At 49.1% G+C, this 21,634-nt stretch carries 18 protein-coding genes; 11 read left to right on the top strand and 7 right to left on the bottom strand.

Annotated features, from left to right (window positions below):
* Window positions 1-39: 39 nt before the first annotated feature.
* On the bottom strand, window positions 40-1,797 hold the full coding sequence (gene rho / locus D1627_RS14045; protein WP_119432875.1) for a transcription termination factor Rho: 1,758 nt from the start codon (window positions 1,795-1,797) through the stop codon (window positions 40-42).
* Window positions 1,798-2,083: 286 nt separating this feature from the next.
* On the opposite strand from rho, the gene serS reads away from it, so the two are divergent.
* Window positions 2,084-3,358 (top strand): serine--tRNA ligase, encoded by a 1,275-nt coding sequence (gene serS / locus D1627_RS14040; RefSeq protein ID WP_119432874.1) that lies wholly within the window; start codon window positions 2,084-2,086, stop codon window positions 3,356-3,358.
* Window positions 3,359-3,439: 81 nt separating this feature from the next.
* Here serS and D1627_RS14035 read toward each other — a convergent pair whose 3' ends face one another.
* A complete protein-coding gene (locus tag D1627_RS14035) occupies window positions 3,440-3,844 on the bottom strand; it encodes a hypothetical protein (protein WP_119433041.1) in 405 nt (134 codons plus the stop codon).
* Window positions 3,845-3,951: 107 nt separating this feature from the next.
* Between D1627_RS14035 and D1627_RS14030 the strand changes: the two genes are divergently transcribed.
* Both D1627_RS14030 and D1627_RS14025 read left to right on the top strand, forming a co-directional pair.
* Complete coding sequence (locus tag D1627_RS14030) at window positions 3,952-5,055, top strand: PorT family protein (protein WP_147383313.1); 1,104 nt, start codon at window positions 3,952-3,954, stop codon at window positions 5,053-5,055.
* Window positions 5,052-6,779 (top strand): IPT/TIG domain-containing protein, encoded by a 1,728-nt coding sequence (locus tag D1627_RS14025; protein WP_119432872.1) that lies wholly within the window; start codon window positions 5,052-5,054, stop codon window positions 6,777-6,779. The genes D1627_RS14030 and D1627_RS14025 overlap by 4 nt, the downstream gene beginning before the upstream one ends.
* Here the strand turns inward: D1627_RS14025 and D1627_RS14020 are convergent, their stop codons facing one another.
* Together D1627_RS14020 and polX are read right to left on the bottom strand one after the other, a co-directional pair.
* Window positions 6,780-7,751, bottom strand: a complete 972-nt coding sequence (locus D1627_RS14020; protein WP_119432871.1) for a glycosyltransferase family 9 protein — start codon at window positions 7,749-7,751, stop codon at window positions 6,780-6,782.
* Window positions 7,752-7,869: 118 nt separating this feature from the next.
* The gene (gene polX / locus D1627_RS14015) at window positions 7,870-9,573 is read right to left on the bottom strand and encodes a DNA polymerase/3'-5' exonuclease PolX (RefSeq protein ID WP_119432870.1); all 1,704 of its coding nucleotides are present in this window, start codon (window positions 9,571-9,573) and stop codon (window positions 7,870-7,872) included.
* 206 nt (window positions 9,574-9,779) lie between these two features.
* Between polX and D1627_RS14010 the strand changes: the two genes are divergently transcribed.
* From D1627_RS14010 to D1627_RS13980, 7 genes are all read left to right on the top strand, one after another.
* Window positions 9,780-10,172, top strand: a complete 393-nt coding sequence (locus tag D1627_RS14010) for a hypothetical protein (protein ID WP_119432869.1) — start codon at window positions 9,780-9,782, stop codon at window positions 10,170-10,172.
* Window positions 10,165-10,611: a hypothetical protein gene (locus tag D1627_RS14005; protein ID WP_147383311.1), complete on the top strand. Its 447-nt coding sequence runs from the start codon at window positions 10,165-10,167 to the stop codon at window positions 10,609-10,611. The genes D1627_RS14010 and D1627_RS14005 overlap by 8 nt, the downstream gene beginning before the upstream one ends.
* A 34-nt stretch (window positions 10,612-10,645) precedes the next feature.
* Window positions 10,646-11,056: an EVE domain-containing protein gene (locus tag D1627_RS14000; RefSeq protein WP_119432867.1), complete on the top strand. Its 411-nt coding sequence runs from the start codon at window positions 10,646-10,648 to the stop codon at window positions 11,054-11,056.
* Window positions 11,057-11,167: 111 nt separating this feature from the next.
* Window positions 11,168-12,655: a hypothetical protein gene (locus tag D1627_RS13995; RefSeq protein ID WP_119432866.1), complete on the top strand. Its 1,488-nt coding sequence runs from the start codon at window positions 11,168-11,170 to the stop codon at window positions 12,653-12,655.
* A 202-nt stretch (window positions 12,656-12,857) separates the two neighbouring features.
* Window positions 12,858-13,406 carry a bifunctional pyr operon transcriptional regulator/uracil phosphoribosyltransferase PyrR gene (gene pyrR / locus D1627_RS13990; RefSeq protein ID WP_119432865.1) on the top strand — a complete coding sequence of 183 codons (549 nt, stop codon included), beginning with the start codon at window positions 12,858-12,860 and terminating at the stop codon, window positions 13,404-13,406.
* 12 nt (window positions 13,407-13,418) lie between these two features.
* Window positions 13,419-14,342 carry an aspartate carbamoyltransferase catalytic subunit gene (locus D1627_RS13985; protein WP_119432864.1) on the top strand — a complete coding sequence of 308 codons (924 nt, stop codon included), beginning with the start codon at window positions 13,419-13,421 and terminating at the stop codon, window positions 14,340-14,342.
* Between the two features lie 321 nt (window positions 14,343-14,663).
* Window positions 14,664-15,680, top strand: a complete 1,017-nt coding sequence (locus D1627_RS13980; protein WP_119432863.1) for an LLM class flavin-dependent oxidoreductase — start codon at window positions 14,664-14,666, stop codon at window positions 15,678-15,680.
* A 191-nt stretch (window positions 15,681-15,871) separates the two neighbouring features.
* On the opposite strand, the gene D1627_RS13975 is transcribed toward D1627_RS13980, so the two are convergent.
* The 3 genes from D1627_RS13975 to D1627_RS13960 form a co-directional block, all read right to left on the bottom strand.
* Window positions 15,872-17,290, bottom strand: coding sequence for an OmpA family protein (locus D1627_RS13975; RefSeq protein ID WP_158607189.1), 1,419 nt, complete (start codon window positions 17,288-17,290; stop codon window positions 15,872-15,874).
* 428 nt (window positions 17,291-17,718) lie between these two features.
* Window positions 17,719-19,008 carry an aminopeptidase P N-terminal domain-containing protein gene (locus tag D1627_RS13970; protein WP_119432861.1) on the bottom strand — a complete coding sequence of 430 codons (1,290 nt, stop codon included), beginning with the start codon at window positions 19,006-19,008 and terminating at the stop codon, window positions 17,719-17,721.
* Between the two features lie 640 nt (window positions 19,009-19,648).
* Window positions 19,649-20,653, bottom strand: a complete 1,005-nt coding sequence (locus tag D1627_RS13960; RefSeq protein WP_119432859.1) for a glycosyltransferase family 9 protein — start codon at window positions 20,651-20,653, stop codon at window positions 19,649-19,651.
* 173 nt (window positions 20,654-20,826) lie between these two features.
* On the opposite strand from D1627_RS13960, the gene D1627_RS13955 reads away from it, so the two are divergent.
* Complete coding sequence (locus tag D1627_RS13955; protein ID WP_119432858.1) at window positions 20,827-21,609, top strand: hypothetical protein; 783 nt, start codon at window positions 20,827-20,829, stop codon at window positions 21,607-21,609.
* The last annotated feature ends 25 nt before the right edge of the window (window positions 21,610-21,634 follow it).

The raw sequence follows: 21,634 nt of genomic DNA, 5'->3' as shown, positions 1-21,634 counted from the left end.
ATGGCAGGCTGTAAGTATATGACAAGCTAACGCTCGTTCTTATCCGTTCATCGAGATTAGGAACTCTTCGTTGCTCTTGGTACCCTTCATTCTTTCTTTTAGGAACTCCATAGCCTCGATTGAGTTCATGTCCGACATAAACTTGCGCAGAATCCAGATACGGTTCAGCTCGTCGCGATCCATGAGCAGGTCCTCGCGGCGTGTACCAGAAGCAGGCACATCGATAGCCGGGTAAACTCTGCGGTTGGCCAGTTTGCGGTCCAGCTGCAGTTCCATGTTACCGGTACCTTTAAACTCTTCGAAGATTACCTCATCCATCTTAGAGCCTGTATCGATCAGGGCTGTGGCGATGATGGTAAGCGAACCGCCGTTTTCCACGTTACGAGCCGCTCCGAAGAAGCGCTTCGGCTTATGCAGCGCGTTGGCATCCACACCACCTGATAGAATCTTACCAGATGAAGGCACTACGGTGTTATAGGCGCGCGCCAAACGCGTAATGGAGTCCAGGAGGATAACTACATCGTGGCCACATTCTACCATGCGCTTAGCTTTATCCAATACAATGCTGGATACTTTTACATGGCGCTCTGCGGTCTCATCAAACGTAGAAGCAATTACTTCCGCTTTCACGCTACGGGCCATATCGGTAACCTCTTCCGGGCGCTCGTCAATCAGCAGGATCATCAGGTATACTTCCGGGTGGTTTTCGGAGATAGCGTTGGCGATCTCTTTCAGCAACACGGTTTTACCTGTTTTAGGCTGCGCCACAATCATACCACGCTGGCCTTTACCGATTGGGGCAAAGAGGTCAAGAATACGGGTTGATAACTGGCTTGGGCGGGTTGTTAGTTTTAAACGCTCTTCCGGGAAAAGCGGCGTTAGGTGCTGGAACGGGATACGGTCGCGGATTTCCTCGGTGGTGCGTCCGTTTACTGTTTCAACCTTTAATAGGGCAAAATACTTTTCGCCTTCTTTTGGTGGGCGGATCTGGCCTTTCACGGTATCTCCTGTTTTCAGGCCAAAAAGCTTGATCTGGGAAGGCGATACATAAATATCATCCGGAGAGGCAAGGTAGTTATAATGCGTGGAGCGCAGGAAACCATACCCATCCTGCATCAGTTCCAGCACACCCTCGTTCAGGATAATGCCATCAAACTCTTTAAAGTTATTGGTGTTGGCAGCGTTTTGCTGGTTGCTACGGCGCGTGTTATCGCTGCTGCGGCTCTCTCTGCTGTCGTTGCCGCGGTTATCATTGCCACGGTTATCGTTGCGGTTATCGCGGCTATCGTTCCCACGGTTGTCGTGGCGATTCTCACGCTCTCCTTTGTTATCGTTGCGGGGTTGGGTTTCCCTGCTGGTATCTCTGTTATCGTTGCGGTTATCTTCTCTGTTCTCGTTACGGTTGTCGCGGCGTGGGCTGCGCTCGCGGTGATTTTGTGCGCCATGGTCTTTCACCGGAGATTCAGTAACGACAGCTGCCTGTGCGCGGTCTTCGCGGCGCGGCGCCGTTTGGATGCGTGCACGCTTCTCTTCCTTTGCAGGTGCAGGCGCTTCGGGTGCACTTTCTTCTACCACAACTGTACTTTCAACTGTTTCGGTGGTGCCAGAGGCGGCTGCTTGAGTAGCGGGCTTGTACTTTTTTGAGATGCTTTCGGGAGGAGTAACAGCTTGCTGATCTAGTATCTTATAGATGAGGTCTTGTTTGCTAAGTTTTTTAAAGTTCTTAACGCCCAGTTGTTCAGCAATTTCTTTGAGTTCTGAAAGAAGTCTATCTTTCAATTCTTCAATTTTGTACATAAATAATGGTATGGTAGTTAACTAACCTGCCAGGTTTCGCGGTTGGCGAACAAAGCGAGAGATTATCTTTTTAATTCAGGAAAACAGAATAGGTTGCGAAAGAGTCAGATAGGCACGGGAAAAAGGGCCTTCGTCAATTGTACCGCAATGTTATTGCAATGCCTCTTAATTAACAAATATTACGGGGTATTTTAGACAAAAAGTTTCAAAATCAGCTTAAAAGATTTGCAAAAAGCCGCTAAATACCCAAAAAAGTATATTTTTGTGTTCATACTTAACACAAAATATGCTACAGCTACCAGTTTTAAGAGAGCAGACCGAGCAGGTTATTGCCGGTTTGACCAAGAAAAACTACAAAAATGCGGCCACAGAAGTAGCCGCTCTGCTGGAGCTCGACCAGCAGCGACGCCAGATCCAGAACGAGCATGATTCACTTCAGAGCCGCGCCAACTCTATATCCAAAGAGATTGGTATGCTGATGAAGAACGGGGAACGTGAGAAGGCCGAAGCCGCCAAAGCCGAAACCTCTGAGCTTAAGCAGCAGACTAAATCTCTGGCTGAGCAACTCTCCTCGATAGAAGAAGACATTCAGAAAGCGCTTTATAAGTTGCCTAACCTGCCGCACGATAGCGTGCCCTTTGGCAGAAGTGCCGAAGACAATGAGGTTGTGCTGGAACATGGCCAGATTCCACAACTGCATGAAGGCGCGCAACCGCACTGGGAACTGATCCAGAAGTATGATATCATTGACTTTGAACTGGGCAACAAGGTAAGCGGCGCTGGTTTTCCGTTTTATAAGAAGCAGGGTGCCCGTTTACAGCGTGCCCTGATCAACTTCTTCCTGGACGAGGCCATGAAAGCGGGTTATATAGAGGTACAGCCACCTATTCTGGTAAACGAGGCTTCCGGGTACGGCACCGGTCAGTTGCCTGATAAGGATGGACAAATGTATCATGCCACGGCAGATAACCTGTACCTGATCCCGACGGCGGAGGTTCCTATTACGAACATGTACCGCGATGAAATCGTTCCGGTGGAGAAACTGCCGATCAAGAACACCGGCCATACGCCATGCTTCCGCCGCGAGGCTGGCTCTTGGGGTGCCGATGTGCGCGGCCTGAATCGCTTGCACCAGTTCGACAAGGTAGAGATTGTGCAGGTAACGCTGCCGGAGAAGTCTTATGAGGCGCTGGAGGATATGAGCAGCTACATACAGGGGCTGTTGCAGAAACTGGAGCTGCCTTATCGCGTGCTGCGCCTTTGCGGCGGCGATATGGGCTTTACCTCTGCCCTGACCTACGACATGGAAGTATACTCTGCCGCACAAAACCGCTGGCTGGAGGTAAGCTCGGCCTCTAACTTCGAGACCTACCAGGCCAACCGCCTGAAGCTGCGCTACAAAACCGAGAGTGGCAAAACACAGCTGCTGCATACGCTGAATGGCAGTGCCCTGGCCCTGCCACGCATTGTGGCCGCTATTCTGGAGAATAACCAGACGCCGGATGGCATTAACATGCCAAAGGTGCTGCACCCGTACTTAGGATTCGAGAAGATTTCTTAGTTCAGAGAAATTATAGCTTTATAAACAGAAGGGCCACTGAGTGATCAGTGGCCCTTCTGTTTATACTTTATTCCGTGTTACTTATTCTCCCCCGAACTGCTCCAGGTATGCCTCGTATTGGCTTTTGAGTTTATACTTCTTGATCAGGATTTTAGGCTCGTCCATGTTTTCGGCTTGCAGGCTTCTGCCTTTCAGCAATTGCATTAGGGCCTCTTCCTCATCTTCCGCGCCCATAATATCATCGTAATCCTGCATAAAGGCGGGCGTTAGAAGCAGCTTGTTTTTCTGGATCATCACATACCCAACCGACATCAGCTTTTCGAGCCCTTGCTCCAGTTCTTCATGCGTTAGTACGGTGCCATCCACGGCATCGGCCATCAGCAATATCTCCTGCAACGGAGCACCTCCCTCACCACCTGTTGCCAGCAGCAAGGCTTCGAGTAATTGCGCATCTGGCTTCTGCCATTCTAAGTTATACTTGGCCATAGTTTTCTTGTTCAATAGTGTTTCTATACCGTGCCGGCAGAAATATTTTCCTTGCAATATATAATTTTGTATCTATATTTATAGTTTATTACTAGCTCCAATACCACGTGTTACTATTCAGAAAACAAACAATTCTGCTGCTCCTTTTACTTACGCTGAGCTTTAATGTGCTGCAAAGCTACGGCCAGTCCAAGGGAACCATCATCATGAAGGATGGTCTTAAAAGCCAAGGGTTTATAGACTTTGATCCTAAATTGCCAGATCATGTGCAGTTCAGCCGCATGCGCAATGGTTCTTCTCTAACATACAACTTACAGGAACTTGAAGGGTTTACACTGCAAAACGGCAAAAAGTATGCTGTAAAAACCGTTAGCGTTGATGGCACCCCCCTGTCTCTTTTTGTAGAGGTTATAGGCGATAGTGCCTTTTTCTACCTTAAACGCGATAAAGTCTTCTTTAAACCATCTAATATTTCCGAGCAAATAACAGAAAAAGAGCTGTTGCCCTATCTTCAGTCAATCACAGCTTCTTCTGCCAAGTGGCATGATGACCTGCACCTGTTCAAACTTAAGCCTAATTCGCTGCGGTATTTCGCTAAAAACATAGAGGCAAGTAAATCGCCTACGGTTTTATTTCCCAGCGCAGGCGTGTTCTCTTCCTTCAACCGCTCTGTCATTACCATTCAGCACTCATGGCTTAATGTAGCTCCGCTAAGCCCGGCAGAGGCAACATCATACAACATCGGTGCGGGTGCCTTTGCAGACCTTCCTCTCTGGAAAGTTAACAACCTTTCGGTGCAAACCGAGGCTAGCTATGGCAAAATGAGGTTTAACGGAACCCTTGCCTCCGAAGATGCGCGCTATGATTATAAAGTAAACCTAGACTTTGCCATGCTCTCACTCCTGCCAAAGTATAGCCTTAGTTTGCCAAAGTTCCGTGTGTTTGCACAGGCAGGCCTGAATGTAATGCATATCCTGGAAAGTGATAGCCACGCGATGGAGGCGTTGACCGAGGGAGACAACGTATGGCTTCGCGACATATCATCTTCCCCAATTGAATCAGAGACCTTGTACGGGCTTGGAGTAAGTGCAGGTATCAGCTATTTCTACCGCCCCAAACATTACATATCGTTGGGGATAAGCCAAAATAAGTTTTATAGCAAGCATTTCAATATTAGCAACCAATCCGTAACGGCCAGCATCAACTTATGAAAACCCGCTTAACCTATTACCTGCTGTACCTGGCTTTGTTTTGCCTATACAGCTGCGCCAAGGAGGAAGAATTTCCGAATGCACTCGAGTACCCGTACTTGCAAATGCAATATGCCAACGCAGATAGCACAGGAATAAGAGTGTCGGCAGAGATTTTGCACCCCGGCAAAACCGCTGCAACAGAGTATGGCTTTGCTTATAAAGTTGTTTCCGCAGACCAGCAGTCGGAGATAAGAATACCCGCCCCTATGGTTAATAATGCCTTTAGCGCCGTGTTATCCGAGAGGCTCACCAAAAAAAGCACCTATGAGATACGAGCTTATGCCATTGTGAATGCGAAGACCGTATACAGCACGCTCCTGGTGGCCACAAGCACAATATTCAGCCCGCCTGTTATTACAGATTTCTTTCCTAAAGAGGGCCCTGACTTTACTGAGGTTACTATTTCTGGCTTTAACTTTGCATCGGATAAGTATAACCCCGAAGTCTATATTGGCTCTGTAAGAGCCTACCTATTATCAGCTACCCCCGACAAGCTGGTTATAAGAGTTCCTGAATCACAGACGTTCGGCTCTTTTCCTATTCAGATAAAGTGCAACGGCCAGACAACGGTATCAGAGGAGTCTTTTAAAATCTGGGGGCCTGAGATAACAAAAGTATCAAAGCTCGATGCCATACCCGGCGACACATTAACTATATTTGGCAAGCGTTTTAGTGGCGGCAGATGGGGGCCATATGTGACCGTTGGCGGAACAAGCTACAAGGTACTATCCTCCTCAGACACCAAAATACTCGTAGAGGTGCCCTTTCCTAAACCCGATCAGTTCGACAAGCCATTATCCATTTCGGTAAGAGCCGGTGAAAAAACAGCATTTTTTGGCTCTTACTTGTATATACACTCTAAATTTAGCCAAGTAACCTCACAGCCACAGTCATTTCAGTCATGGTATCTTCCGGCTTTTGAAGCTGATGGGAAAGGCTACTTTTTTGACCGCGATCGTGTGTTGAGCTATTCAACAGCTACTGGCACATGGCGTGAGGAGAGTAAGTTTCCTGGCCCGCCCCGTACTTACCCTATTTGGAACCGTGTGGGCGATAAGGCTTACCTGATAGGCGGCACTGAGGGGATTTACTACTATGGCGATGTATGGGAATATGATTTTAGAGCAGCAACCTGGCAGAAGAAAACAAGCCCTACATTTTCAGTGAAGCAGGCTGCCAGCTTTGTGCTGAACGGCAAAATATACTTTACAGGAGGCACCAACAGCCAAAGCGCCTATACTCTATTTCGTTACGACCCGAAAACAGATCAATTTACGGCACATAGCAGGGTGCCAGGCTATACTTCTTATGGCAAAGCTTTTATCCGCAGCGGCAAAGCTTATGTGCTAATTAACAATAATGTAATAGAGTATAACCCAATTCTGGATTCTTGGGAGACACACAGTCAGTTCAGCCAGAGCAGTACCTACGCATTTACTGTAGGGTACTCTGAGGCATATTTGCTCACTCAGTCACAGAACCCAACACTCTATCATTATCAGGCCTCCACTAACACGTGGGAGAAAGCTGCATTTTACCCAGGCTGTATGTCTGACCCATATAATAACAATGATGGCATGGCATTCGCCGGTTTCGCTACAGATAATACGCTGTATGTCGGCATGTTTAAGGTTAACTCAATGCTAAGCTGCTTTAACAGCTTTTATAAGTATACGCCTTAACTACAACGTATCAAACGAAATATCGCGCATGCATTTAAAATGCCCTTTGGGGCACTTGTTGTAACCGATTTTGGAGCAAGGGCGGCAGCTGAGGCCCTGCACCTCCAGCACTTTATACTTTGTCCGGAACGGGTACATGCCAAACTCCGGAATAGTGTTGCCCCACACGCTGATAATATCTTTGCGAAAAGCTGCCGCAATGTGCATCAGGCCGGTATCGTGGCTTACCACTTTGCTTGCCTGCCTCACCAACGAGGCAGAGCCGTTTAAGTTATACTTGCCGCAGGCGTTGTAAATGATTGTTGGTTGCTTGTTATTAACTGTTGAGAAATGCAAGGCAATCTCTTCGCCGGCAGCGGCGTCTTCCTTTCCGCCTAAAAGTATAACAGGCTGCTGCAGGCGCTCACACAGCTCAATTATGCGTTGGGTTGGCAAACGCTTGGTATAGTGCTGCGCCCCAATGGCAAAAGCCACATACCCATTCTGGAAGCCTTGAGGCAAGGTATGAACATCCACTTCGTCCTGCACCGGAATAAAGTAGTCTAACCCCTGTCCATCATCTTCTACGCCAAGCGCGGTGGCGGCATCCAGGTAGCGCTGTACAATATGCACGTCGGGCAGGCGGTTGCGTTTAAAGTTCACCATCAGCCACTTCTCGTAATTGAGTTTATTGAAACTGCTGCTTGGCTTGCCTAGCCTGGCCTTGATGATGCGGGTGCGCAGGTTGTTATGCAAATCCACCACGTAGTCAAAGTTTTCGGCTTTCAGGGTGCGTACCATTTCCTTCAGGCTATCGCCTAGTACATGCACCTTATCCACGTGCGGGTTATTGGCAAGTATACTTTGGAAGGCTTTTTTAGTGCAGTAATGCACTTCCGCCCCCGGCACCTGCTGCTTTATGCAACGGATAACCGGCGTTGTCAGCACAATATCGCCGATGGATGAAAAACGAAGTATGAGAATTTTGGGCATTTTATACTTACAACTATAGCGCAAGCGTCCGCTTGTGCTGCTAACTCTTGTCACCGTAACAAAGATAGAAACGGCACAAGCGGATGCGCTCGCCAGATCTAGGTTTATACTTTGCTAGTTACTTTACCTTTTCTTTCCGCTCCCTGAAATACTTCTCAACCTCCTCCGCTGATTTAGTATTAAAGGTCATTTCTTTGGTAAGCCCGCCTTTTCGGCCGACCAATACGCCATACTTCATGTCTGCGTAGCCGCTAGTGTGGTGGGCATCCGGGTTTATACTTAGCATCACGCCTTTTTCCAGGGCATACTGCACATGTCGCCAGTCCAAATCCAGGCGCCACGGGTTAGCGTTAATTTCAATGATGACATTATTGGCAGCGCAGGCATCAATTACCATTTTGTGGTTGATCGGGTAGCCCTCGCGGCGCAGCAGCAGCCTGCCTGTTGGGTGGCCAAGTATGGTGGTATAAGGATTCTCGATGGCAGTGATCAGACGCGTGGTGGCCTTTTTCTCATCCATGTTCAGGGTGCTATGGATGCTGGCCACTACAAAGTCAAAGGTTTTCAGGATATCCTCCGCATAATCCAGCGACCCGTCGCCCAGAATATCCGACTCAATGCCTTTGAATATCTTGAACGGGGCCAGTTTTTTATTGAGCTCGTCGATCTCTTTCTGCTGGCGTAGCACATCGCCCTCGCGCAAGCCACCGGCATAAGACGCGGTTTTGCTGTGGTCTGAGATGCCTAGGTACTCGTAGCCTTCATCCTTTAAGAAAGTTGCCATTTGCTCCAGGGTATGCGCCCCGTCAGAATAGGTACTGTGGTTGTGCAGGCTGCCTTTCAGGTCAGAGAGCTCCAGCAGTTTAGGCAGCTTGTTCTCCAGGGCCAGCGTTAGCTCGTTGGTGCCTTCGCGCAGTTCGGGTTCAATGTAGGCCATCCCCGCCGATTTGTAAATATCCGCTTCGGAGGCATAGCCTTGCTCGCGCGCCACAGTCAGCAGGTTAGTGCTGCTGGTAAAAAACTGCGCCAGGTGCGCTGGGGCAGCCGAGTGCAGTAATACTTCGTTTGCAAAACGCTCCGGTGCAACCAGCTTAATTTCTACATCCAGCTTGCTTGCCGTGTGGCTACCGCGCCAGGCAAAGGGCCCGGAGTTCTTTTCGTCCTCCTGCAATTCCGGCATCTTGTTCAGGGCCGCGTGGGCGCTTACCGGCGCATCGGTGGCAAGTATAAACTGCAAACTCTCCACAATCTCCATGCGGCGGCGCACCTCTCCCACCAGTTCTATCTGCGCATCGGGTGCGGCGTTTTTTATACTTTGCAGTAGGTCCAAAGCCATACTTTCGGCTTCGGCGTAAAGCAGTTTGCCACGGTTTTGCTGCGTGAAAAGTAGCGCCTGCTTTATGTTCTCCTGGGTTTTTGCCCCGAAGCCCTTTAGCTTGCTAACTTTATCCTGCTCGCAGGCTTCCAGCAGTTCTTCCACGGTCTCGGCGCCCAGCTCTTTCCAGAGGTTGCGTACCTTTTTCGGGCCGATGCCTTTGATGCGCAGCATCTCCACCACGCCCTGCGGCGTTACCTCCAGCATCTGGTCCAGCTCGGCAAAAGAGCCCTTTTCGTTTATCTCAATTATTTTGGCGGCAATGCCTTTGCCCACACCCTGAATGCCTTCCAGCTGGGCTTGCGCCATCCCTTCGAGTGGCTCCTCCACTAGTTCCAGGGCTCCCACGGCATTGGTGTAAGACCGGATCTTGAAAGGATTTTGGTCGTGCAGCTCCATTAGCTCGGCAGCCAGCTTAAACAGTTTTATGATCTTCTTATTTTCCAAAGCTTACGTCTTGTCTGTGCGTTACAAAGATAGGAAAAGCGACCGAACCTTGGCAGTTGCCCTCCGCTTGAATAGGCCCACAAGCGCCTGCTTTATAAAATCCAATTAATCTGCTTTTAATTTCCAACATACAAATAGTTACATTGCAATACTTACATGTGTAGCCAGAAATACCTATCTTAGCATATAAACTCATGATGGTCCCTATGAAATACGCTTCATTTATTTGCCTGATTGGCCTGCTGTTTATGGCCGTAACGTGCAAAAAAGGAGATAAGAAAGCTGCTGAACTAGTGGGCAAAACCTGGCTGCACTCTTTCGAGGAAGACGAAGATGGCGTATGGGTTTACCGCCCCAACACCTTCGACTTTCCTCCGTCTAGGGGCCGCACGGGGTTTAGCTTGGAACCGGGTGGCGTAATTAAGCGCTACGAGATTGCCCCAGCCGATGGCCTGCAGGAAGAGGAAGGAGAATGGGAGCAGCTAGATACAAACCTGTACCGCATACAAATGGGCGAAGGAAGCAACCCGCCCGTGCAGTATCAGATCAGGATTTTGGCGCAGGATAAGACTATCCTAAAGTTAAAGCGCATTGAGTAGAGAACTCTTCAACCAACCCGAAACGCTTATGCTGAACTACGAAAAGCTCACCAAATCAACCCGCACTATGGTTGCCACGGTTTTGCTGATGGTATTTATGGCGCTTGTGGTTACAGACCTTTTCATCAGTTTCTTTGGAGGTGTGCTACTGGGCGTGCTGCTGATGCAGTTTGCACTGGAGGTCCGCATATTTTTCAGGCACAGGTTACAAGGCACTGGCAGGCCATCCGTGCTAATCCGCTCCTACGAAAGCCTGCCAGATAAATACAGAAGGCTGCTGCGGCTTATGCTGCTGGCTCTATTAGTTGTCCTCGTTATTTTTGAGGTTGCAAATACTTTCTGGGGAGGCTTGGTGCTCGGTATACTTTCAGGCCTGATCGCTAACGAAATTCTAATGTACCGCCAGTCCCGCAACCCTAAGGCCATTGCACGTAAGTAATACCTAAAACTTTACATCTATAACAACTTTACTCATGCAACACTGGTTAGTAAAATCAGAACCTGAAGCATACTCCTGGGCTAATTTAGTGAAAGACGGCCGCACCATGTGGGACGGCGTGCGCAACTACCAAGCCCGCAACAACATGCAGCAAATGCAGCCCGGCGATCTGGTGCTGTTTTACCATAGCGTATCCGAAAAAGCCATTGTGGGCATTGCCAAGGTAGACAAGCCCGCCTATCCCGATCCAACCGCCGCAGAAGACAAAGGCAAATGGGTGGTAGTGGACCTGATACCTTTCCGGGATTTTAAGGAGCCTGTAACATTGGAGCAGATCAAAAAAGACGAACGCCTCCAAGACATCGCCTTGCTGCGCCAGTCGCGCCTCTCGGTGATGCCACTAAAACCCGAAGAGTTTGATATTTTGCTGGCAATGGGCAACTAAGCCACAAAAATGCTTGCATCAACAACGAATAGCAGCTATTTGCAGTAAAATGCAGTAGCTGCTATTTTTGTTATTATTCCGCCCTTGTATAGCACAAACACCTGAAACCCTATGCCATACATCCGTACCCTGCTCACCCTGCTGCTGCACGTAGTTATACTCATACCTGTATTGGCCCAGGAACCCTCTCAACCGGTGCGCCTGGAACTGCCCTTTACAAGCGAGAACATCGATGTAGAAGTAATTGCGTTACCAGACAGCAGCTTATTAGTATACCATAAAAGCAGCAACGCCTGGCAAACTAAAGCGTCTTTTCACTTTACAAAGTATAACAGTCAGCTAGAGCAAGTATGGTCCGATACGGCATCCCTCTCACCCGACAGTTACTATATCCGATCCTATACCGAGCAGCCATACACCTACATGGTTTTTGGGGCCGATGACCAGCAAGAGTATACCTTTGTGCAGCTCCATAACGCTACCGGACAGCTCGCGCATAAAAGGTATGAACTGGACCCACTGGATGCTATCTACGAGTACCAGGTGCTGCACGGAAACTTCTTTGTCATTGGCCGCAACAAGAAAGACCAGAAACAACTGATGCTCTACCTGAACCCTGCCAACGGCCATTTAAAACCGCTGCCATCAGTTTACGGAGATGAATCCAGTTTCTCGGACTTGCTCACAGACCCTGAGTATAACCGCGTGGATGCCGTAATCACGGAGTCGAATGGCAGGATATCCAGGCTGCAAGTAAAGAGTTTCGACACAAAAGGGAAGCTGCTTAACAACTATTTTATACTTCAGAAAGAAGACAAAAGCCTGCTCAACGCAGAAGTGACACCCGGCGACAGTACGCAAAAATTACTGATCGGCACGTATGGCACACGCGACCTGCGCTACAACCAGGGTTTCTTTACAGCTCCGCTTGGTGCTACAGCCATCGCTGATGGCGAATTTTACAACATGCTGCAGCTCAAAAACTTCCTGAAGTATATGAAGCCGCGCCGTGAGGAACGCACCCGCCGCCGCGAGGCCAAACGCCTTAAAATGGGCCGCACGCCACGCTACCATTACCGCCTGCTACTCCACGACCTGATTACCACTCCAACAGGCTATGTACTGGCCGCCGAAGCTTATTACCCTCAGTATAGCAGCAACACCCGCAACATGGGCATAGACCGCACCATCACCCTGGGCCAGCTACAGGATGGTTATAAGCGTACGCATGCCATTGCCCTGGGCTTCGATAAAAATGGTGTCCTGCTCTGGGACAATACGTTTCCGCTGGTTGGTGTATCCACTTACGAGCTTACACATGCTGTGGAGGTGCAAAGCCTGCCCGATGGGCGTGTGCTAATGGCCTACCCACGCGATAACACCATCATCTACCACCTGATGGATGAAGACAAGTATGACCGCGAAGAAACTGAACTGGAGTTACTCACTTACGAAGAAGATGAGAAGGTTATTGACACCGACCAGGCAGGCATCATCCGGTGGTACGGCAATAGTATGGCAGCCTTCGGTTTTCAGCGCATCAAGCCGAAAAACGGTGATAATCGCATGGTTTTCTATATTAACAAGCTCACTTTTTAGCAACGGCCATACGTGGCTGGCGCTATTTTAAGCGTTTGTCTTATGCCTGTAATGGGAGTATTATGTTTTTAAAACCCGCTTTACAACCAACGTATGGCACAGGGCCGAGTAAATCTCAACCGAAAACTCCTGGCTGCTAAATCTCTTAAAACTTTCGCTTCTTCACCAGGAAAGCTATATTTGCACGTAACATCTTCCGGCTATGCAGAAAAGACTTATCGTAAACCAGCAACTGCTCGAAATTATGGTGACGCGCCTGTGCCACCAGCTCATCGAGAACCATGGTGATTTTTCTGATTCTGTTATCCTGGGCCTGCAGCCGCGCGGCAAGTTTGTAGCGCAGCGCATTCAGCATACCCTAGCTTCCATACTTGGCAAGCAAGTACCTACGGGCTACCTCGATACCACGTTTTACCGCGACGATTTCCGGAGAAGGGAAACACCGCTTACCGCCAACGCCACAAAGGTTGACTTTCTGATAGAAGGCAAAAAAGTGATCCTGGTGGATGATGTGCTGTATACGGGCCGATCGGTGCGCGCAGCCCTGGATGCCATGATAGCCTTTGGACGCCCGGCAAACGTGGAACTGCTGGTGCTGGTAGACCGCCTGTATACGCGCCACCTGCCCATACAACCAACCTATGTGGGCCACCAGGTAAACTCCCTGCAAAGCCAGCGTGTACTGGTAGAGTGGAAAGAGCAGCAAGCCAACGAAGATGCCATCTGGCTAGTAACTAAATCCGACGAATAAATATTCTTACCCATGCAAGAGCTCAGCGTCCGGCACCTGTTAGGCATCAAAGACATTACCCCGCAAGACATCCAGCTCATTTTTGAGATCGCGGATAATTTTAAGGATGTAATTAACAGGCCGATTAAAAAAGTGCCTTCGCTGCGCGATATTACCATCGCCAATGTGTTCTTCGAGAACTCCACGCGAACCCGGCTTTCATTTGAACTGGCCGAGAAACGCCTTTCCGCCGATGTGATCAACTTTAGCAGCAGCGGTAGCTCTGTAAAAAAAGGCGAAACCCTACTGGACACGGTAAATAACATCCTGGCCATGAAAGTGGACATGATCGTGATGCGCCACTCCAGCCCAGGTGCCCCGCACTTTCTGAGCAAGCACATACCCGCCAACATTGTAAACGCCGGCGATGGCACCCATGAGCACCCTACGCAGGCATTGCTGGACTCTTTCTCTATCAGGGAGAGACTTGGCGAGGTGGCCGGCAAAAAAGTAGTGATCATCGGGGATATTCTGCACTCGCGGGTGGCGCTCTCCAATATTTTCGCGCTTCAGAAACAAGGTGCCGAGGTTATGGTTTGCGGGCCCATCACGCTATTGCCTAAGTATATTCAGGCACTTGGCGTGAAAGTGGAAACCGATGTGCGCAAGGCTCTGGCCTGGTGCGATGTTGCCAACGTGCTGCGCATACAGTTGGAGCGCCAGCAAATGAAGTACTTCCCGTCGTTGCGCGAGTACACCTTATACTATGGCATCGACAAAAAAATGCTAGACAGCCTGGACAAGGAGATCGTACTGATGCACCCAGGCCCGATTAACAGAGGCGTAGAACTTAGCTCCGATGCCGCCGACTCGCACCATTCCATTATACTTAACCAGGTTGAAAACGGTGTGGCTGTGCGCATGGCTGTATTATACTTGCTTGCGCAGAAGGGTTGAATTTTCCCGGACATGAGTCGCTAAGTCCCATAATTGGAAAGGTTTACTCGCCTTTTACCAGTAATAGTGGCTAAATATTACGCTTCGCAAATATTTAGTGTTTGGCATAAATATTGGCAAAGCCCATCAAAAGAAATAATTGAACTGTTTATGCTGGCTGTGCGGTCAGAGTAGGTTCTTAAATGTGCATAGGGTCAGTTTTCCAGCCGGGAGAACTGACCCTATTTTTTTTCACCGTCTTTTATACCGATAACAGAAGTATAAGTCGGGTGCAACAATTCTGAACATAGCCTGTTATATCCCCCAACATATAAATTGCACATGAGCACCTCCCGAAAACTAAAGCTAAGCATACTTGACCAATCCCCTGTAAGAAAGTTGGGCACGGCGAAGCAGGCTATCCAAGAAACGGTAAAGCTGGCACAAATGGCCGAGCAGTGGGGCTATACACGTTTCTGGGTATCAGAGCACCACAACACCCGATCGCTGGCTGGCTCTACACCCGAAGTGTTGCTAGCACACTTAGCTGCCAAAACAGAGCATATCCGGCTTGGCTCAGGAGGCGTGATGTTGCCACACTACAGTGCCCTTAAAGTTGCTGAGAATTTTAAAATGCTGGAAACGCTTTACCCCGGCCGCATAGACCTGGGCATTGGCCGCGCACCGGGCAGCGACCGCCTAACCGCGGCAGCGCTTAACCCGCACAACGAGTTTAATGAGGCTGCCTTTATGCAACAGCTCAAGGACCTGGGCCACTACCTGCACGACACCTTCGAGCCCGGCGACATCACCGAGAAAATACGCGCAAACCCTGCCGCACCTTCCGCGCCTCCTGTATACATACTCAGCAGTAGCGGGCAGAGTGGCTTGTTTGCCTCTCATTTTGGACTCGCGTTCTCGTTTGCGCATTTTATAAACCCTATCGGGGGGCCACAGATGGTGCAGGCTTATAGGCAGCATTTTGAGCCTTCAGCATTTTTAAGTGAGCCGGAAGCGAATGTAGGTGTGTTTGTGCTGTGCGCCGATACTGAGGAGAAGGCATTGGAACTGCAGGCAACCATGGATTTACTGATGCTGCGGATAGAGAAAGGTATTAGTGCCGGCGTGCCGCCTTACGAAGATGTACAGCGCCAGAACTATACGGAGGCCGAGCAGCAGCGCATTGCTTATAACCGCCAGCGTGTAATTTGCGGCACGCAAGCGCAGGTAAAGTATAAACTGGAGGAGTTGGCTGTCCAGTACGGCGTTGAAGAGCTGATGCTTGTAACAATTACATATAGCTTCGAGGATAGGCTCCGCTCATACGAGTTGCTTGCCGAGGCTTTTGAACTGAGTTAAATAAGTATGGCCGCAACTGCCATTTTCTCCAAAGTTATAGTGAACGTTGATTTTCTGGATGGGCAGGCTGCAAGGCTTGCCTTTCTTGTTAGCACCCTGATAAGGAAGCTATACTTTTATACTTTACGAAACAAAAAAAGCGGCCCAGGCGATTTGCCCAGGCCGCTTTTCAGTAAGTTATACTTTAACTTTTATTCCATGTTCAGCTGCATGTCAGGTGTGTTCAGCTCGAAGCCTACACGTCTGTTTTTCGCTCTGGCAGACTCAGTTCTACGTCTTGACAAGCGCTCGTTAACTTTTACGAGTGGCTGTGTTTCGCCGTAGCCTTTTGTTACCAGTCTGTCTGGGTTCTGTACGCCTTGCTGAATCAGGTATTCCTTCACCGCTTCTGCTCTGCGCTCAGACAGGGCTTGGTTGTACTCCTCAGAGCCGATGTAGTCAGCGTGGCCTTTGATCAACAGTACGTGATCTGGGTATTTCTGAAGTGCTACAGTAATGCTGTCAAGCAGTTGCTTGTAAGAATCCTGCACACGGGCTCTGTCGAACTCAAAACGCACTTTTTCTTCGATCAGCTTCATGGTGGCAGCATCTACTTCTGGGCAACCTTTAGTAGCGGCAGTACCGGCAGAGTTAGGGCAAGCATCTTCGTTATCCGGAACACCGTCACCGTCTGAGTCAACTGGGCAACCATCGGCACCTACTTGTACACCAGCTGGCGTATCAGGGCAGTTGTCGTTGGCATCGGCCACACCGTCACCGTCAGCATCTGGGCAACCGTTTGTTGCAGCTGTACCAGCTTGGTCAGGGCACTGGTCGTTCTTATCAGCGATACCATCGCCATCACTGTCAGGGCAACCATTCAGGTTAGCAACGCCAGCCTCAGTAGGGCACTCATCCTGGTAGTCAGCTACGCCATCGCCGTCCGTGTCAATTGGGCAACCGTTTTTGTCTACCTGCACACCGGTTGGAGTATCAGGGCAGTCATCACGTCTATCCGGCACACCGTCACCATCTGTGTCTTTTGCTTTGCCTAAGTTAAACCCAAGGCCCACATTGTGCATCAGGAAACGATCATTTTCACCTTCATCGAAGCCGTCAATCTTATCCTGGCCAATAAGCATGTAGTTTGACTCTACAAACGCGCTTACCGCATCAGAAAAACGGAAACGAAGACCGGCGCCGCCTTTTACGGCAGAAGTGAAGAACTTGTCATCCTGCTGCGTAGTTCCGTCAGCGCGCATAACATCAGTCTTGGCCCAAGCACCACCACCTGCTATTTGCAGGTACGGCCCAATGAAAGCATCTTCTTTCAGGATAGTGCCATACATTTTCAGGCGTAAAGCAAGCATGGCAGTACCCATCTGGGCATCGAACATGTTGCCGTTTTGGTTAGCTTCTGTGCTACCGTAGGTCAGGTGCAAACCTCCATCAAAAGAAGGGCTGATATAGCGGTTTAAGTTAAGACCTCCACCCCACTCAAGCCTGTTGCTCTCGAAGTGCTGGTTCTCAACCTCGCCTCTATATTGTAAAGCGCTTCCATATATCTGAAGATTTGTCTTTTGATCAGAGCTTTGCGCCATTAGATCAGAGCTTGCTATCAGCAAGCACATGAGTGCGAAAGCGAGTCTACTAATTTTCGTTAATTGTGTTCGCATAATTCTACAAAGTATATTTTGATATGACAATACGTGCATGTTTGAAACGAGTTTATTAAATAGAAAAAAATAATCTCGATACAGGAGCCTCTGATTGCGCCCTGGCACGTCGCTTTATAGAGTGGTATTTGTAATCCATAGGCATGTTCGCTTATCAGGTTATACTTAATCCCCTGTGGTCCATTAAATAAAATTGCACTCCTTTTTCACCTGAAATGCATAGGCTCCACACGCTTATACTTCAAACTTAATCTATCTTGCAAGGTTGTATTCTGAAAAAAATTTTGATGCAAGGGCAATAATTTTAGAGTAAGCACAATAAAAAAGGTTGCCGATAGTTTTACGGCAACCTTGCGATAAGTTCTATATATGCTGCTGTACGGTTATCGCCGCATCAGTTCCTCTATTTCATCTGGCTCAATCGGGATGTGATCCATTAGGTCTTTTGGCCCGTTGCTCGTAATTAAAACATCATTTTCCAGGCGTATGCCAATTCCTTCCTCCGGTATGTAGATCCCTGGCTCACAGGTAAAGACCATACCCGCCTCAAACGCACGGTATTTGTCGGCTACATCGTGCACATCTAAGCCCAGGTGGTGCGAGGTGCCGTGCATGAAGTACTTCTTATATAGAGGCTGCTCCGGATTTTGCTGGCGCACATCGCTTTCGCTTAGCAAGCCAAGTTTTATCAGCTCGTTTTCCATAAGCGTTCCTACAAACTGGTGGTATTGGTTTAAGGTATTGCCTGGCACAAGCATGCGCGTGGCGGCTTTCATCACGGTAAGCACTGAGGTGTATACTTCGCGTTGCCTTGCCGTGAAGGTGCCGTTTACAGGTATAGTGCGTGTCAGATCGGAGGCGTAATTAGCATACTCTGCACCAAAATCCATCAGCACCAGATCACCGTCCTCGCATTCCCGGCTGTTGTCGGTGTAGTGCAGGATGCAGGCGTTCTTACCGGAGGCAATGATCGGCTCGTAAGCTGGGCCGCGTGAGCGGTTCCGCAGAAACTCATGGTACAGTTCCGCTTCAATCTCATACTCCATCACGCCAGGCTTGATAAAACCCAGAAGCCTTCTAAAGCCCTTGCCGGTTATTTGGCAGGCCTGCTGTATCAGTTCTACCTCACGCTCCGATTTTATAGCACGCAGCCGGTGCATAATTGGGGCGCTGCGCTCATACTTGTGCAGCGGGTATTGTTCCTTCATTTTTCTGATAAAGCGGGCATCGCGGGTCTCTACCTCCACTACGGCGCGCAGGTGTTCATTTGTGTTCAGGTACACGTGCTCTGCTTCGAAAATCAATGAGTGCAGGATTTGCTCGAACTGATGCGTCCAGAATACAGTTTGTACCCCTGATGTTTCGCGGGCTTGCTCCTTTGTTAACTTATAACCTTCCCACGTCAGGATATGGCTGTTGGTTTCGCGCACAAAAAGTATTTCCTGGAGCTTCTCAGCTTTAGCATCCGGGAAAAGCAATAGGACACTTTCTTCCTGATCCACGCCCGATAAGTAAAACAAATCACTGTTTTGCCGGAAGGGCGTAGTGCCATCAGCGTTGGTGGGCATTATATCGTTCGAGTGGAAAATAGCGATAGAAGAGGGTTTGAGCTGCCGCGCAAAGTTTTGCCGGTGCCGGATAAACAGCTCCTGCCCGATAGGCTGGTATTTCATGTAGTTTTATTCTGAGTTAGCAGTACGAATTTTACTCCTAATTTACTAAAAACTACAGGTGAGTCAAACATAGCTTGTTGCTAGCACTTAATGCTTTACGCTTACCCAAATATCCATATTTACGCCTAACCCAACTAGGATTTGCCAAGCAATAAAGAATAGCCCGGGGTTCTCTATTAAATTCGTAAAAGAGTTTGAGCTAGGCAACTACAGTTCAATGGCCTGAACAATAATTGGGACTATAAGACCTAGAATAGCCGTTATGACCAGGCTAGTCTTCAAACGCTTTATATCGAAGTATAGGCTATTCACTAAAAACATAAGCCCTGCTGACATTGCTGAACTTACGGCTATTACTACCTGAGCATTGTTCAGTGTTTGCGTAACCCCAACTCCTGCTAATACAGACACAAAAAACACAGGCAAGGTTAGCATCAAGCCTAGTCCAACAGCTTATAGCTTATTAATCTTCACTCGATCAAAATTAGCCAGTATAAAAAGCAACGTAAATAATAAAGGGCTGACAAATGGTACAATGTCTTGGCTAACTATCATAAAAGCGCTTAATGCCAGTATAAAACACGCTACTGTAGCTAGAAAATCCTTTTTATATCGGCCGTCACCTTTACTCCTAAACCCTCTAACTTTCTAACTCTCTAACTTTCAATACTTCCAGCAGTTGCTCGTTCCGGATTTCATGAGCGCATTTAAAATGGCCCTCGGGGCAGGCTTTGTGACCATGCAAACCGCACGGGCGGCAGTGTAGCGGCTCGGTACGCTCCACTACCTGCGCAAAGTCAGCCAGCGGGCCAAACCCAAAGCGGGGCACGGTAGAGCAGTAAATGGCACACGTAGGGGCGTTCAGCGCTGAGGCAAGATGCATTGGCCCAGAGTCGTTTACGTAGTTCAGGACTGCATCGCGCATTAGCGCCGCCGACTGCAACAAGCTTAGCTGCCCGCATAGGTTCTCTACACGCTGGTTTATACTTTGGGCAATTATCTCATCGCAGTGCTGCTTGTCGGCTGGCGAGCCTAAAAGGTAAACTTTATACTTTGGATCAAGGCTGTTGATCAGGGTAACCCACTGCTTTTTGGGGAACTGCTTGGTAAACCATACCGAGGTTGGTGCCATGCAAATGTACGGTTCCTGCTTCCTGTGCTGCACGTGGGCAAAATCTACCTGGCTTGGGTACAGCTTCGGCTTGTCCGCGATAGCATTGGTTACACTCTGGATTAGCATGTTGTTGCGCTCTACCTCGTGCGTGCCAGAGCGCACATCGTGTACGTAACGGCGCGTAAACAGCCTAGAGAAAGGGTTCTTCTCGAAGCCAACCGTTTCTTTTGCCCCCGAAAAAGCGGTCAGGAAACCCGTGGATCCGAAGCGCTGCACGTTCACAACCAGATCATACTTCTCTGCCCGTATCTGCGAGAGCAGGCGCAGCAGGCTTTTATACTTTCCTTCCTTCTTGTTCCAGACCATAACCTGGTGCAGGAGCGGGTGGTCTTTCAGTAAGCCTTCGTTGCCTTTGCGGAGCAAGAAGCCGAGCCGGGCTTCGGGGTAGAATTTATGCAGCTTTTCTACCAGCGCCGTTGCCAGCACCACGTCTCCTAGAAAAGCCGTTTGTACGATCAGTATTTTTTTCATGCCAATGTATCTGCCTAAGGCAAAGCTACACCAAACCGGCCTTAGTTAAAAATGCAAGGCGGTAAGTATACTTTTCGCTCAGAATTGTGCGCGTTTTACAAAATCTATCGTTAAGGCTTTGTAATTGGGGCATCCATTGGCTAAGTTGGTTGCTCTGTGCTTAATTATACTTTATGAATACACCCTTTACGACCTCCAATCTTCTAAAAAGCATAAAATGGGCGCTGCTGCTGGTGGCACTGCCGCTACTGGCCGGCTGCGGCACCTCTACTTACATGCCCAATGTGCCGAATGTGCCCATGTTCACTAAAAAGGGTGAGCTGAGCGCCGGCGGGCACGTTACCCTGAAGGGCAACATCACCTTTAATACGGCCTATGCCGTTTCAGACCATTTTGCCGTGCTGCTGAATGGCTCCATGCTGAGCAGCGAGCGCAGCAAACGCGACATGCGCCACAACCTGCTGGAGGCTGGCGGCGGCTACTTTACTACCTTCGGCCCAAACCATAATCGTGTGCTGGAGATTTACGGTGGCTTTGGCGGCGGCAGCTCCGACCGCACCGAGAAGGACGAAGACAAGGAAACCGGGGATATGACATATGAGCGCCACGAGGCTAACTTCAACAAGTACTTTGTGCAGGTTAACTTTAGCTCCAAGCGTAAAAAATCGTTGCATGTGCTGGGTAAGGATTTTCCGCTGAATTATGGCACGGCCCTGCGCGCCAGCTATGTAAACATGCATGACTACACGCTGAACAACGTGCCCGGCAAAGAGGAGGACAACATCTTCCTGGAGCCAATCTTTTACACCCGCCTCACCCTTAACCCCGCCGTGCAGTTGCAGTATACTTCGGGCACCAACATCGGTTTAAAAAACCGCGACGAGCTAACAGCGGCCTATTCGGTGTTCTCACTGGGTTTTGTAATTAACGTGGGCAGCCTAGACAAAAAGCGATAAGGTGTTGTGCCGGCCATAATACTTG

Origin of the sequence: Pontibacter oryzae (assembly GCF_003576375.1) — a bacterium.
Classification (GTDB): domain Bacteria; phylum Bacteroidota; class Bacteroidia; order Cytophagales; family Hymenobacteraceae; genus Pontibacter; species Pontibacter oryzae.
Note: the sequence above shows the minus strand (reverse complement) of the source record. Positions and strands in the feature narration are given on the sequence as shown.